Origin of the sequence: Micromonospora sp. LHW51205 (genome assembly GCF_003315815.1) — a bacterium.
Taxonomy (GTDB): Bacteria; Actinomycetota; Actinomycetes; order Mycobacteriales; family Micromonosporaceae; genus Micromonospora; species Micromonospora chalcea.
Window position 1 is genome coordinate 42,088 of sequence record NZ_QMEZ01000003.1, and the last position, 13,383, is coordinate 55,470.

General features: G+C 76.2%; 14 protein-coding genes. 8 read left to right on the top strand and 6 right to left on the bottom strand.

Features of this window, described 5'->3' with window-relative positions; translation table 11 throughout:
• Positions 1–124 precede the first annotated feature (124 nt).
• Together DQE82_RS12510 and DQE82_RS12515 are read left to right on the top strand one after the other, a co-directional pair.
• The gene (locus tag DQE82_RS12510) at positions 125–523 is read left to right on the top strand and encodes a DUF2267 domain-containing protein (RefSeq protein ID WP_069088632.1); all 399 of its coding nucleotides are present in this window, start codon (positions 125–127) and stop codon (positions 521–523) included.
• On the top strand, positions 520–780 hold the full coding sequence (locus DQE82_RS12515; protein WP_064445871.1) for a hypothetical protein: 261 nt from the start codon (positions 520–522) through the stop codon (positions 778–780). Before DQE82_RS12510 ends, DQE82_RS12515 begins: the two co-directional genes overlap by 4 nt.
• Positions 781–785: 5 nt before the next feature.
• On the opposite strand, the gene DQE82_RS12520 is transcribed toward DQE82_RS12515, so the two are convergent.
• The gene (locus tag DQE82_RS12520) at positions 786–1,715 is read right to left on the bottom strand and encodes a diacylglycerol kinase family protein (RefSeq protein WP_113972762.1); all 930 of its coding nucleotides are present in this window, start codon (positions 1,713–1,715) and stop codon (positions 786–788) included.
• A gap of 114 nt (positions 1,716–1,829) precedes the next feature.
• Here DQE82_RS12520 and DQE82_RS12525 point away from each other — a divergent pair, with 114 nt between their 5' ends.
• Genes DQE82_RS12525 through DQE82_RS12545 form a run of 5 tightly spaced genes read left to right on the top strand, consistent with a single transcriptional unit; the run spans position 1,830 to position 8,910 of the window.
• Positions 1,830–3,530 (top strand): sugar ABC transporter permease, encoded by a 1,701-nt coding sequence (locus DQE82_RS12525; RefSeq protein ID WP_233514653.1) that lies wholly within the window; start codon positions 1,830–1,832, stop codon positions 3,528–3,530.
• Positions 3,531–3,577: 47 nt separating this feature from the next.
• Positions 3,578–4,129, top strand: a complete 552-nt coding sequence (locus DQE82_RS12530) for a hypothetical protein (RefSeq protein ID WP_113972763.1) — start codon at positions 3,578–3,580, stop codon at positions 4,127–4,129.
• Positions 4,130–4,141: 12 nt separating this feature from the next.
• The gene (locus DQE82_RS12535; RefSeq protein ID WP_113972764.1) at positions 4,142–4,687 is read left to right on the top strand and encodes a hypothetical protein; all 546 of its coding nucleotides are present in this window, start codon (positions 4,142–4,144) and stop codon (positions 4,685–4,687) included.
• 8 nt (positions 4,688–4,695) lie between these two features.
• Entirely contained in the window at positions 4,696–6,117 is a 1,422-nt protein-coding gene (locus DQE82_RS12540; RefSeq protein WP_113972765.1) for a hypothetical protein, read from the top strand.
• 48 nt (positions 6,118–6,165) lie between these two features.
• The gene (locus DQE82_RS12545; RefSeq protein ID WP_064445866.1) at positions 6,166–8,910 is read left to right on the top strand and encodes an AAA family ATPase; all 2,745 of its coding nucleotides are present in this window, start codon (positions 6,166–6,168) and stop codon (positions 8,908–8,910) included.
• Between the two features lie 25 nt (positions 8,911–8,935).
• On the opposite strand, the gene DQE82_RS12550 is transcribed toward DQE82_RS12545, so the two are convergent.
• Positions 8,936–9,514, bottom strand: coding sequence for a TetR/AcrR family transcriptional regulator (locus DQE82_RS12550; protein WP_113972766.1), 579 nt, complete (start codon positions 9,512–9,514; stop codon positions 8,936–8,938).
• Between the two features lie 69 nt (positions 9,515–9,583).
• Here DQE82_RS12550 and DQE82_RS12555 point away from each other — a divergent pair, with 69 nt between their 5' ends.
• Positions 9,584–10,129: a hypothetical protein gene (locus DQE82_RS12555; protein WP_064445864.1), complete on the top strand. Its 546-nt coding sequence runs from the start codon at positions 9,584–9,586 to the stop codon at positions 10,127–10,129.
• A 3-nt stretch (positions 10,130–10,132) separates the two neighbouring features.
• On the opposite strand, the gene DQE82_RS12560 is transcribed toward DQE82_RS12555, so the two are convergent.
• From DQE82_RS12560 to DQE82_RS12575, 4 genes are all read right to left on the bottom strand, one after another.
• Positions 10,133–11,371: a low temperature requirement protein A gene (locus DQE82_RS12560; protein ID WP_064445863.1), complete on the bottom strand. Its 1,239-nt coding sequence runs from the start codon at positions 11,369–11,371 to the stop codon at positions 10,133–10,135.
• 104 nt (positions 11,372–11,475) lie between these two features.
• Positions 11,476–12,336, bottom strand: a complete 861-nt coding sequence (locus tag DQE82_RS12565) for a Sir2 family NAD-dependent protein deacetylase (protein ID WP_113972767.1) — start codon at positions 12,334–12,336, stop codon at positions 11,476–11,478.
• Positions 12,333–12,620 carry a DUF1905 domain-containing protein gene (locus DQE82_RS12570; RefSeq protein ID WP_069088624.1) on the bottom strand — a complete coding sequence of 96 codons (288 nt, stop codon included), beginning with the start codon at positions 12,618–12,620 and terminating at the stop codon, positions 12,333–12,335. The genes DQE82_RS12565 and DQE82_RS12570 overlap by 4 nt, the downstream gene beginning before the upstream one ends.
• 4 nt (positions 12,621–12,624) lie before the next feature.
• A complete protein-coding gene (locus tag DQE82_RS12575; RefSeq protein WP_043323837.1) occupies positions 12,625–13,266 on the bottom strand; it encodes a DUF998 domain-containing protein in 642 nt (213 codons plus the stop codon).
• Between the last annotated feature and the right edge of the window lie 117 nt (positions 13,267–13,383).

Genomic DNA, 13,383 nt, shown 5'->3' on the forward strand with positions numbered 1-13,383 from the left:
CCTTGCTGCGGGTTCCGGGCTGCACGCTACCCCCGGCCCGGCGGCGCCGGCGCCTCGGGCTCGCGACCCGTTTGCCGACGTCCAGCGTGGGAATCCGGCAATCCCAGCGGAGGAAGGCGGCGAGATGGACCAGGATCAGTTCATCGGCGCGGTGGCCCGGCGGTGCGGCGCGTCCGCGGAGCAGGCCACGGCGATCACCCGGGCGACGTTGACGACGCTGGCCGAGCGGATCGACGGTGGGGAGGCCCGCGACCTTGCCGACCAGCTGCCCGAGGCGCTGCGGGCCTACGCGTTCGGCCCGGCCGAGGCGGCCGAGCCGTTCGGGCTCGACGTGTTCGTGGAGCGGGTCAGCGGACGCGCCGACGTGGACGTGGACGCCGCCCGCGACGGCATCACGGCGGTGTTCGACGTGCTGCGCGACGCCGTCGACCCGGCCGCGTACGCCCAGGTCGTCACGCAGCTTCCCGCCGAGTACGGCGACGTGGCCGACCGGAGCGCCCCGTACGTGCGGCGCACGGCGTGAGCGAGGACGCGCTGCGCCGCCCGCCCGAGGCCGACGCGCAGGAACAGCGGCAGGACGAGACGCTCGTCGGGCCACCCGACACGGTCGACAGGGCGGTGCCCGAGGCGAGCGAGGCGGACCTGGCCGAGCAGGGCGTGCTGCGCCCGCCGAGCGACCGGGCGGGCCTGGGCGAGTCGGTGCGCGACGATCTGACCGCCGCCGACGCAGTGGAGCAGAACACGGAGATCCCGCTGCCCGACGAGGAGCACTGGGCCTGACCGGCTCAGTGGTCCGGGCTGTCCGCCCGGGCCATCAGCCGCAGCGCGTTCGGGTCCAGACCGATCCGGACCGGGGTCTGCCCGTACGGCTCGCCGTCGACCTCGATGCGGGCCGGCCGGTCGGTGTCCAGCCACAGCTGGCGTACCGCCAGGAACGGCTCGTCGCCGAGCGTGCGGCGGTGGCCGGCCGCCGCGTTGCGCGCCGTCTCGCGCAGCAGCCCGCGCCGGGTCGGCCCACCCACCGGGTACGCGACCAGCAGCCGGTCGTCGGCGGTGGCGTCGGCGGTGATCGGGCGGCCGGCGTGGAAACCGCCGTTTGCCACGTACACCTGATGGGTGGTGAACGTGTGCTCGCGTCCCTCGGCGCGGACCGTCACGCGCAGCGGCCGGTGCCGGGCCAGCAGACCCAGCCCGGTCATCGGGTACGCGAGCCGCCCGGCGGCCCGCTTCAGCCCCGGCGACGCGGCCTGCATGATGTCGGCGGACAGCCCGATCCCGACGTGGTTGGTGAACCGGGTGTCGCCGATCAGGCCCAGGTCGACGTCGATCACCTTGCCGTCGGTGAGCACCGCGATCGCGGCGTCCAGGTCAAGCGGCACGCCGACGGTGCGGGCGAAGTTGTTGGTGGTGCCCAGCGGCAGCAGACCCAGCGCGACGTCCCGGTGGGCGAGCAGCCGGGCGGCCGCGCCGACGGTGCCGTCGCCGCCGCCGGTGACCAGCAGGTCCGGGCCCAGGTCGGCGGCCTCGGCGAGTACCCGGTCCAGTTCGCCGGGCCGGTCCACCGGGTACGCGCCGAGCAGCGTGAACCCGGCCGCGCGCAGGCGTGCGTGGACGGTGTCGTAGAGCCGCCGGCCACGGCGGGAGTGGGCGTTGACCACCAGCGCCGCCCGCCGTCGTCCCCGGATCGCCGTGGTCAGCTCCTGCTTGCTCCGCACGGTTGCGACAGTAGCCGCCCCGCCCGGCAGCGGTCCGGTCGCGCTGCCGACGTGGACGGCATCGGTTACCGTCGCGACGGCCGTGATCGTCGATCTTCGAGGGTGGATGTCCCGATGAATCAGCCGGCAACACCGCAGGCGCCAGCGCCCCAGCACACCCAGCCGAACCGCCCGGCGCAGACCCTGATCGGGCTGGCGCTGATCGTCCCGGCCGTGATCGCCTGGGTCTGGTCGTACGTCCTGCCCACCCTGTCCACAGTGGCCCGCAGCTTCCAGGGTGACGGGCCGCGCGGCTCGGGCGAGTCGGCCGGTACGGCGAACTACGAGGCCGCCCTCACCTCCGGCTTCGCCGGGCAGGTCGGGTTCGCGGTGCTGCTCGCCCTGATCCCGCTGGCGGTGGCGCTGCTCGCCGCGCCGCTGCTCGCCGTCCTCGCCGACCGGGCCGGCCGGGTCGCCCGCCTGGTCACCCGGGGCGTGCTGGCGCTGCCGCTCGCCGCGTACGCGCCGGTCGCGGTGTACCTCGGCCGGCGCGCCGAGGGCATCGAGGACGGCACCCTCACCCAGGATCTGCAGTCCCCCCGGACGTTCCTCGTCTCGGCGCTGGCACAGGTGACGTTCGGGCTGGTCGTCGCGGTGGCCGCGACGCTGTACCTGAGCGCCCTGCGCCGGCGGGACCCCGACCAGCGGCCCGCGCCCGCCATGCTGACCGTCGGCGGGCTGCTCGGCCTGGGCGTCCTCGCCGCCGCCCTGCAGACCTACACCGCCCCGGTGATCCTGACCGGCGGCGGGCCGCGCGGCGAATCCACTGCGACGCCGGTGTTCACCGCCGTGCAGACCACCTTCCGGACGATGCGCTTCGGTGTCGGGTCCGCCACGTCGACGCTGCTGCTGGTGCTGCTCGGGCTGCTCGGGCTGGCCGCGGCGGCGCTCATCCTGGCCACCCGGCTGCGCATCGAGTTCGACGGCTGGCGGGACGGCCCGGCCGTCCGGGAGGCGGAGTCCTTCACCGGCCGCCGGCCGCTGCTCGTCGGGCTGACCGCTGTCGCGCTCGTCGTCGTCCTCGGCGTGACCGTCTGGGCGTCGCTGCCGTGGCTGCGGAACTTCTCCGCCGACACCGGGCCCCTGCCCAAGGGGGTAGAGACGGCGAACCTGTTCGCCAACACCTGGGTGCCGCCGCTGCTGTCCACACTCGTCGCGGTGACGGTCGCGGCGCTGGCCGGTTTCGGGATCGGCGCGCTGCGCCCGCTGGGGCGCTGGAGCGAGCTGCTGCTGGTGCCGTTCGCGCCGTGGTTGTTCGTCGGCGCCGGCCCGCTGGCCATCGCCAATTTCGAACGCACGACGGAGCGCGAACAGCTGGGCCTGTTCCTCGGCCTGGTGCCGCCGACCTGGCTGTCGGTGCCCGCGCTGTTCGCGTTCACGCTGCTGTTCCGGGGCCAGCACGAGCGGTGGCGTTCCGGCGGCGGCGCCGGCCGTACGCTGCTGCTGCCGGCGCTGCCGATGCTGGCCGTGACCGCGTTGCCGACCTGGCTGGCACACGCCCAGTCGCCGTTGTGGTCGATGCTCGTGGGCCGGGGCCCGGACAGCCTCACCGCTCCCGCGCTGGTGCAGATGATCGCCGGCCGCGCCTTCGGTGCCGGGGGCGAGCTTCCGCTGGGCCTGGTCCTGCCGCTGCCCATGCTGATCCTGTTCGTGGTGTTGTTCGTCGCGCTCATGGTCGGCTACCTGGATCGGCTCGCCGTCCGGGTGGGGCGGCGCGGCGGCCCGGACGCGCCGCCTACCGGGGCGCGCGAGCCTGCCGCCAAGGTCACCGCATAGGGAAACCCCCGATTACCGGCGGTGACGTCGCGCCTAGCGTCGCAGGCATGGCAACTGACGCGCTCACACCGGCCCGGACCGCCCGTCTCCACCGCGCCCGCCTGGCGCTGCCCCTGTTGCTGCTCGCCCTGCTCGCGCCGGCCGGGTGCGACTCCGGCGGCGACGTGCTCGACGGAGGCGCGGCCGACACCGTGGCGGGCGAGGACGGCGGCGACACCGACGCGGGCGCGGTGGACGACGTGCGGCCGCCGTGCCCGTTCACCGCCGCCCAGGTCTCCGAACTGGTCAACCGGAAGCTGCGCGACGAGGGCAACTGCTCGTTCGGCGACGGCATCGCCCAGCTGGCGGTCACCACGGCCTCGGCCACCGCCGGCAAGGCCACCTACGACTACCAGCACGAGCAGGCCGGCCAGCAGTACGAGAAGGTCGTCGACCTGGACCGGGGCGAGCGGGGCTACCTCGCGGTCAAGGACGTGCGCGGCGAGGCGGTGCTGATCGACGGCAAGGGCACGTACACGGTGACGATCAGCAGCTTCGGCGGCGGCACCGCCGGCAACGAGCAGATCCTGCGCCGCACGCTCGACGCGATCCCGGCCTGAGCGGGGGCCGGCATGCGAACCCGTCGACTGATCGCGCTCGCGTTGACCGCGATCCTGCTCACCGCGTCCGCCGGTTGCGGCGGCGACGAACCATCGCCCGCCGGTGCCGCCGCGCCCGGCGCGGGCTCGCCGGTCGCGGACCCGACCGGGGAGGCGCCGGCCGAGCCGAGCGCCGAACCGGTGGACGACGCCGCCGGGCCGGACGCCTGCGCGCTGGTGTCCAAGGCCGACGCCGAACGTCTCGCCGGCACGCCCCTCGACGAGCCGGTCGCCGCCGGGCAGTCCTGCACCTACACGGGGCCGACGAGCGGGCCGACCGCCCAGGTCGAGGTGTTCGTGGGCGACGGCGCCAAGAAGTACCTCGACATCGAGCGGCAACTCGAGCACGAGATCCGTGAGCTGGCCGGCACTGCCGACGAGGCCCTGCTCACCGCGGAGGCGTTCTTCCTGCGCAAGGGCGACCTGTGGGTCGCGGTGCGGCTGGTGCGGCTCAACGACCCGCAGGAGAACCGGGCGCCGCTGGAACGGCTCGCCCGTACCGTCGCCGGCCGGATGTGAGGCGGCCGGTGCGCGGCCGTCGGCTGCTCGCGGCCGGCGTGGCGGCGCTGCTGGCGGTGACCGGCTGCGGCGGCCCCACGCCCGGCCCGGCCGACGCGGCCGACGACGGGCAGCCCCGGTACGGGCAGGCGCCGGCGCCCGGGAAGGACGTCACGCTGCAACCGGACGTGGTGCTGGTCGGCGGCGGCAGCCGCACCGTGCGGTCGGTGAGCCCGGACGGGCTGACCTGGCGGCTCGACCCCGGCGCGCGCGACGCCGACCGGCTCGCGCCCGGCCGGGTCATGTTCCTCACCGGACGCGGCGTGGGCCGGGTGCTCGACCTGGCCGAGGAAGGCGACGACCTGGTCGTCACGATCGGCCCGGTCACACTCACCGAGGTGATCCGCGACGGCACGTTCGGCGGGGACGACGTCACCCTCGACCAGCCGACCGTCTACGTGGCCGGCGAGCCGTCGTGGACCCGGGACGCCGCGGCGGCCGGCGGCACGCTCGGCCGATCCCGGCCGCTCGCCGTCGCGCCCGCGCAGCCGCCGCCCGCGCCGGGCGGGCAGGCCGCCGCGAGCGCCCACGGCTACCGGGTACGGACGTTCTGCTGCGCCGGTGGCGTCGGCACGCACTTCACGTACGACGACGGCGGCGTCCGGCTCGCCGGCACCGTCACGCTCACAGTCGGCCGCCCGGCCGCGTCGTTCCACCTGGCCATCGGCGCGGGCAAGGTGACCCGGGCCGAACTGGAGATCGGCGGCGGCTTCGGCATCAAGGTGGACTTCACCGCCGGCGTCGACGGCGGGCAGAACCACCGCAAGACGTTCCCGGTCCCGGTCGACATCGCGTTCCCGATCGGACTGGTCGCCGGCCTGCCGCTGTCGTTCACGGTGAGCCAGACGCTGGAGGTGGCCACCGCGTTCGGCGCGAAACTGGGCACGTTCCGCGGCTCCGGCGAGTACGCCCTCGCCGGCAAGCTCGGGTTCGGCTACGCGAACGGCCAGGTGGGGTCGCGCGTGACGGAGGGCTTCGCGCGCCGGGTGAGCCTGCTCGACTCGCTCACCGGCGTGCCGGTCGGCGTGATGGGGCTGGTCGTCCGGCACGGCGTGCGGTTCACCATGGGGATCAGCGCGTTCCTGTTCACCGCCGGCATCTGGTTCGAGCTGGTCACCTCGTACGGGGCCACGATCGGGTCCGCGCTCGGCGCCCCGTACGCGGTGTGCCGGGGCGTCGGCCTCGGCGTACGGGCGAGGTTCGGCATCGGCTACCGCATCCTGGAACCCGTCGTCCAAGTGATCAACAAGTTCCTCAGCCTGCTCAGCCCGTCCCGGGCGCCCCGGATCCCGCCGATCGCGGCGACCAGCGGGCCGAGTTGGAGCGCCGACGTCTACCGCAACCAGGAGGTGATCCCGCCCGTCTCGATATGCGGACAGGTTCCGGGCTAGGCCGCGCCGACGCTGGGTTCGGGGGCGCGGCTGTGCCACCATCCCGCCATGGACGCCGCACTGGTCGGCCGCGACGCGGTCGTCGAGCGGGTGTGGCGCGCCCTGGCGGCGGGCACTCCGGTGCTCCTCGACGGTCCCAGCGGCATCGGCAAGACGACGCTGTGGCGAGCAGTGCTCGACCACGCCCGGCGCACCGGCTGGCGGGTGCTGTCCGCCGCGCCCACCGAGGCCGAGAGCGCGTTGCCGTACGCGGCGCTGGCGGACGTGCTGCGCCCGCTGGCCGACGCGCTACCGGGGCTGCCGGCGCCGCAACGCGCGGCGGCCGACATGGTGCTCCTGACCGGCGAGCACGACGGCGCGGCGGTCGACGAACGGGCCGTGGGCGCCGCCACCCGCACCCTGCTCGACGCGGCGGTCACGGACGCGCCCCGGCTCCTGCTCGCCGTCGACGACCCGCAGTGGCTGGACCTGCCGAGCGCCCGGGCGCTGCGGTTCGCGCTGCGCCGGCTGTCCCGGTGGCCCGCCGTCCTGGCCACCCACCGCACCGGCGAGACCCCGGCGACGCCGGTGCCGCTCGGGCTGGACGACGACCCGACCGGCCGGCACCCGCTGCTGCGCGCCGACGTACCGCCGCTGCCCGCGCCCGACCTGCACCGCATCCTTCAGGCCCGCCTCGGCGGCACGCTCAGCCGCCCGCTGGTCGAGCGGCTGGCACGCGACGCCGACGGCAACCCGCTGCTCGCCGTCGAACTGGCCCGGGCGGTGCTGCGGCTGCCCCGCCCACCCGCGCACGACGAGGACCTGCCCGTACCGTCGTCGCTGCGCCGGCTGCTCGCCGAGACGCTGCGGGCGCTGCCCGGCCCGAGCCGGGAGGCGGTCCGGCTGGCCGCGCTGCTGACCGTGCCGGACATGCGGGACCTGACGGCGGCGGGCATGCCGCCCGGCGCGCTGGACGCGGCGGAGGACGCCGGGCTGGTCGTGGTCACGCCGAGCCGGATCAGCTTCGCCCACCCCCGGTACGCTGCGGCGGTCCGGGAGAGCATCCCGCCGGGAGCCCGGCGGCGCCTGCACGCGGTGCTCGCCCGCGCGGTCGCCGACCCCGACGAGCGGGCCCGGCAACTGGCCCGGTGCGCTGTCGCGCCGGACGCGGACGTCGCCGCCGACCTGGCCGCCGCGGCGGCCCGGCAGCGCATACGCGGCGCGCCCGCGCTCGCCGCCGACTGGTACGCCCGGGCGGCCGAGCTGACCCCGCAGGCCGCCACCGCCGACCGCAACCGGCGTCGCCTCGACGCGGTGCAGTGCCGCATCGACAGCGGGGACTACGCGGCGGCCGGCCGGGCCGCCGAGGCCGCGGCCGAGGAGCTGACCGGCGCCGAGCGGGGTGAGGCGCTGCTGTTGCGCGCCCTCGTCGCCTGGTGCGCCGACGACCTGGTCACCGCCGTGCGCGTGGCCGAGCAGGCGCTCGCCGCGGCCGGGCCGGACGGCGACCTGGCCGGGCGGATCCACACGCACCTGACGATGTTCCACGACCAGCCGGAGGCCGCGCGGGCGCACGCGCGGGCGGCGATCGCCCGGCTCTCCGACCGCGACGACCACCGCCCGCTGTTCACCGCCGCGCTGCTGCTGTTCTTCTTCCACGAGGTACGCGCCGGTGGCGAGGCGCCGACCGGCCTGCTCGACCGGGCGCTGGCGTTGGAGGCCGGCGAACCGTCCTACCTGGCCGGCTCGGTGCCGGCGATCTGGTGGAAGGCCGTGGACGACCACGACCGGGCGCGGGCCCGGCTGCACCTGATGCTGGACCGGGCGGTGGCGCGCGGGGACGACCCGCTGCGGCACGAGGCGCTCACCCACCTCGGCGAGACGGAACTGCTCGCCGGGCGGTTCGCCGAGGCCGGTACGCACATCGCCGACGCCCGTGACCTGGGTGAGCAGCTCGGCACCGGCCTGGTGGGCGAGAGCTGGCTGGCCGGCATGCTCGACGCGCACCGGGGCCGGCTGGCGCGGGCGGGTGCCACCGCCGCCGGGCTACGTCGCGACGACGACCTCGGCGACGCGTGGAGCCGCCGGCTGCACCACCAGCTCACCGGGCTGGTGGCGCTCGCCTCGGGCGAGTGGGTCACGGCCGCGGCGGCGTACGGCTCGCTCGCGGCCGACCTGGACGGTTCGGGCATCGTCGAGCCGCTGGGGCAGCGGTTCGAGCCGGACTGGATCGAGGCGTGCGTGGGCGCCGGTGACCTGGACACCGCGCACGCGGCGCTGGACCGGCTGGCCCGGCGGCACGCGCGGCTGCCGCGGCCGTGGACGACGCTCGGGCTGGCCCGCAGCCGGGTGCTTCTGGCCGGCGCGACGGGCGCGGACCCGGGCGAGGCGCTGGACGCGCTGACGCAGGCCCGGGCCACGGTGCCGGAGGCGGTGCTGCCGTTGGACCGGGCCCGCTGCCTGCTCGCGGCCGGGCGGGCGTACCGGCGGGTGCGGCGGCGGCGGGAGGCGCGGGCGGCGCTCGACGCGGCGGTGGCCGAGTTCGACGCGCTCGGCGCGTCCGCGTTCGCCGACCGGGCGCGGGCGGAGCTGGGCCGCATCGGCGCCCGCACCCCGGCCCCGACGGCGCTCACCGCGACGGAGGAGCGGGTGGCCCGGCTCGCCGCCCGGGGGCAGACGAACCGGCTCATCGCCGACGCGCTCTACATCAGCCCGAAGACGGTCGAGGCGAACCTGGCCCGGGTCTACCGCAAGCTGGGCATCGCCAGCCGCGCCGAGCTGGGCGCAGCGATGGGCCGGCGTCCGGGCGACTGAGTCGCTCAGGACGCGGCCAGGGCGGTCAGGACGCGGCGAGCGTGTCCAGGTGCGCGCCGAGCAGCGCCCGGGCGCGCCCGGGTGGCATCCGCTCGGGGTGCAGCAGCGCGTGCAGCGCGAGCCCGTCGAGCAGGGCGTGCAGCCCGGCGATCGCCTCGGGGTCGGGGGCCGGTTCCCCGGTGAGGAGGCAGACGGCGAACTCGGCGGCGCGGCGGATGCCGTCGTCCGCCTCGGCCATCCGGGATCGCGCGGCCGGGTCGGTCTGGGCGCGCGCGGCGAGCAGCAGCCACACCTCGGCCTCGCGGACGCGCTGCCGGTCCAGCGGCAGCAGGTGTTCCAGCACCCGCTGGGCGACCTCGCGGGGGCTGCCGGTCCGGTCGTCGGCGGCGATCCGCTCGGCCGCCTCGGCCTGTACGTGCTCCATGGCGAACACCAGCAGTTCGGTCTGGGTCGCGAAGTAGTGCCGCAGCGCGCTCGGTGACCAGCCCGCCTCGGCCGCGATGCTGCGCACGGTGGCGGCGCCGACGCCGTCGCGGTAGACGACCCGCCACATCGCCCGCGCCAGCTCGGCCCGGCGCGCGTCGTGGTCGACGATCTTGGGCACGGGCCCTCCGGAACCTGGTCGACGAACGCTGCTACGGTTATCGCACAGCGTACTAAAAAAGGAGGCCGCATGCTCGTGGCAGTGATCGTCGGATGCGAGGTGGCGTTCTGGGTGGTGCTGCTCGCCGGGCTGATCGCCCGGTACCCGCTGCGCCGGCCCCGCCTCGGCGCGGCGCTGCTGATCGCCGTGCCCGTCGTCGATCTCGTGCTGCTGGCCGCCACGATGATCGACCTGCGCCGGGGCGCGACAGCCACGTTCGCCCACGGCCTCGCCGCCGCGTACCTCGGGTTCTCGGTGGCGTTCGGGCACAGCATGGTGCGCTGGGCCGATGAGCGGTTCGCGCACCGGTTCGCCGGCGGGCCTCCCCCGCGCCGGGCCCCGAAGTACGGGATGGCGCGGGCCCGGCACGAGTGGCGCGAGTGGGGCAAGGGCATGATCGGCTGGGCGGTCGCCTGCGCCGTGCTGCTCGGCGGCATCGCCCTGGTCGGCGACGGCGAGCGCACCGCCGAGCTGTGGGCGTGGGCCGGCCGGCTCACCGTGGTGATGGCGGGCTGGCTGGTGTTCTGGCCGGTCGCGTACACCGTCTTCCCGAAGCGGGCGCCGCGCGACGCGTGAGGCTCACCCTCCGCCCCCGGCGACCCGGCCTACCGGCTGATTCGCCGACCGCCCGGCGGCGGACGGCTCACCGCGCCGATCGACGGCGATCGCGACCAGCAACAGCCCGGCCAGCGCCGCCAGCGCCAGCGGCGGCGGCAGCGCCGTCCCGAGCGCGGCCAGCGGCAACGCCGCACCGGCGACGGCCAGCCGGGCCGCTCCCACCGGCTGACCGGTCAGCCGCCGGAACAGCAGCCGTCCGGCCAGGTAGACGGCCGCGCCACCGAACAGCGCCACCGCGGCCGAGCGGTTCAGCCGGGGCCCGGCCTCCGGGTCGGCGACGTGCTCCAGCACCTGCTCGATGCCGAGCGCCAGGTAGATGACGCCGGCGACGAGCAGCAGATGGGTCTGGCTGTAGGCGTCCGCGGCCATCCGGTCCCGCCGCGCCGCCGGTGCGGCGGCGAGCGCCCGGGCCGCCTCCGGGGACGTGCTGCGGAAGTAGAGCCACCAGAGGCAGACGGTCACCACGAAACCGACGAGCGCCACGGCGAGGACCGACGGCTCGGTGACCGCCGAGGCCGCGCCCACTCCCGCGGCCACCACCGACTCCCCCAGCGAGATGATCAGCACCAGGCCGTACCGCTCGGCGAAGTGCGTCGGGCTGCGCAGCGGCCAGGCGCCCCGGCGGGCGTACGACAGCCGCTGCCCGGCCACCTCGACGGCGAAGCCCAGCACCCACAGCGCCGCGTGCGCGGCACCGTCCAGCAGCGCGCCGAGCAGCAGCGGCACCCACCCGACGGCGCTGACGCACGCGAAGAACCGGATCCGGGCGCGCAGTTCCGGGTCACCCGCCGCGGCCCAGTGGAACAGCGTCAGGTGCACCGCGCGCAGCACCACGTAGGCCAGCACGACGATCAACGGACCGTCCAGCCCCGGGCCCGGCGTCCACGCCTGCGGCATGGCGAGCGCGGCCAGGAACAACGCGGCCATCGCGACCAGGAACCCGCCGCGCACCACCCCGACGTCGGCGGGCGTGTGGTTGCCCAACCAGGTGTACGACAACCACGCCACCCAGAGCAGCACGAGCAGGAGCAGGCCCTTGGCCATCCCGGCCGGGGTCGGGTGCGGCTCGATCAGCGCCATGATCCGGGTGAGCGCGAAGACGAAGACCAGATCGAAGAAGATCTCGAAGGGCGTGACCCGGCGCTCGTCCGGCCCCGGCCGGGGCGCGCGCGGCCGTCGTCGCACCCGTTCGCGTCCCACGCCCGCCGCCCTCCGCCGGTCCACCTCCTGCGCCGACGGTAGGTGGCGCAGGGCGGGCGATCGGGCGATTCCCGGGATCACGCCGGGCTCGGCCTGCGGTCAGTTCAGCCGACCGCGTCGTCCGGCCAGGCGGCGCGGACCAGCGCGGGCAGCACCTCGCCGGCCGGGCCGCGCAGGTTCACCGCGCAGATCGCGTCCAGCGGCGTCGGTACCGGGTTCACCTGCACCACCGGCGCGCCGAGACGGGCCGCGACGAGCGGGATCTCGGCGGCCGGGTGCACGAGCGCGGAGGTGCCCACCGTCAGCAGCAGGTCGCAACCGGAGGCCGCCTCGACCGCCGCGTCGAGCGCGGCCGACGGCAGCGCCTCGCCGAACCACACCACCCCGGGCCGCACCGGCGCGCCGCAGTCGGCGCACGCGGGCGGGTCCAGCGGCCCGTCGTGCGCCTCCGGCGCATGCGATTCCGCCCCGCCGTGCGATTCCGCCCCGCCGTGCGATTCCGCCCCGTCGTGCGGCTCCGGCGGACCGGCGGACGGCGGCAGGTCCGACGGCAGCGGCGCGGGCCGGGCGCAGGCCGAGCAGCGGGGCGCGAACAGGCTGCCGTGCAGGCGTACCGGGGCGGGCACGCCGCCGCGCTCGTGCAGGTCGTCGACGTTCTGGGTGATCACCACGGTGTCCGGCAGCCGGGCCGCGATCGCCGCGACCGCCCGGTGCCCCGGATTCGGTAGCGCCCGGCGAACCCCGCGCCGACGTGTCTCGTACCAGCCCCAGACCAGCGCCGGGTCGGCGCGGAACGCGGCCGGTGTCGCCAGCTCCTGCGGGTCGTAGCGTTGCCACAGCCCGGTCTGGGCGTCCCGGAACGTCGGCACGCCGCTCTCCGCCGACATGCCCGCGCCGGTGAACACCACCGGCCGGCGCGCGGCGGCCAGCAGCCGGCCCGCCTCGGCCAGCTCCGGCCCGGTCACACGTCCACCGTCAGCCGCACGTCGACCCGGTCACCCAGCTCGATGCCCTCGGCCCGGCGCGCCGCGACCCGCAGCGGCACCACGTACCGGCCGTCCTTGGGCCACAGCGACGTCCGCCAGTCGGTGCCGCCGATGCGGACCGTCACCGGGATCATGCCCCAGCCGTAGGTGACCGACGCCGAGGCGGCCTCGATCGCCGCACTCTGCTCGTCGGGCACCGTGACGAAGTGGTACGGCGCCGGGCCGCGCCAGAACCACACCTCGCCGCTGAACGCCAGCTCCATCCGGTCAGGATAGGGGCCGGGACCGACGGAACCCGAGCAGCCGCAGCCCGGCCGCCGTCACCCAGGCGAACAACGGGAACACGGCGACACGCTCCATGCCGCCCACGCCGATGCCGGCGTCCACCCGGGCCAGGAACAGCACGGTGCCGGCCAGGCCGAGCAGACCCAGGACCGCGCTGACGGTCCGCAGCTCACCCAGCAGCGGCGACCTGCCGAGCGCGGCGGCCAGCAGCGCCGCGTTGCCGAGCGCGAAGACCAGCAGCGCGCCGAGCACGTGCAGGTTCTCGTCCACGTCGGCCGGGTAGAGACCGGCCAGCACGTACCCGGACCCGGCGGCCACTGCCGACGCCACGGTGACGGTCGCGGCGCGGCCCGGGCGCAGCGCCCGGCGCGCGAGCAGCGCGCCGACCGCGAGCAGCAGCCCGGCGCCGACGAACACGGCGTTCATGCCCGCGTGCCACGGTGAGCAGACCGGACGCGGCCGGCTGGTGTCCCACACGCCGCAGGTCACGTTGCCGAGGTCGCTGATGTTGTGCTCGGCCCAGCTGAACCGGGGCTGGTCCCAGGCCAGGCCGACGAGGACGTTGGCGGTCAGGAACGACACGGCGGCGAGCAGCCAGCAGGCGCCCGCGAGACGGTTTCTCACCCGACGAGTGCACCGTCTCGGGGCGCCCCGGCGCACGGGGCGTGGCGGGCCGGTTCGAGGTAGGGCCAGACCTACCCGCGGATGGGGCCTGGATGGCTGGGAAGGGCGGCGGGGTCT

Excerpts from the sequence above, each read along its gene's own strand:
- DQE82_RS12525 (WP_233514653.1), top strand. The coding sequence starts at position 1,830 with ATGAATCAGCCGGCAACACCGCAGGCGCCAGCGCCCCAGCACACCCAG.
- DQE82_RS12570 (WP_069088624.1), bottom strand. The coding sequence starts at position 12,620 with ATGGAGCTGGCGTTCAGCGGCGAGGTGTGGTTCTGGCGCGGCCCGGCG.
- DQE82_RS12535 (WP_113972764.1), top strand. The coding sequence starts at position 4,142 with ATGCGAACCCGTCGACTGATCGCGCTCGCGTTGACCGCGATCCTGCTC.
- DQE82_RS12530 (WP_113972763.1), top strand. The coding sequence starts at position 3,578 with ATGGCAACTGACGCGCTCACACCGGCCCGGACCGCCCGTCTCCACCGC.
- DQE82_RS12510 (WP_069088632.1), top strand. The coding sequence starts at position 125 with ATGGACCAGGATCAGTTCATCGGCGCGGTGGCCCGGCGGTGCGGCGCG.
- DQE82_RS12555 (WP_064445864.1), top strand. The coding sequence starts at position 9,584 with ATGCTCGTGGCAGTGATCGTCGGATGCGAGGTGGCGTTCTGGGTGGTG.
- DQE82_RS12545 (WP_064445866.1), top strand. The coding sequence starts at position 6,166 with ATGGACGCCGCACTGGTCGGCCGCGACGCGGTCGTCGAGCGGGTGTGG.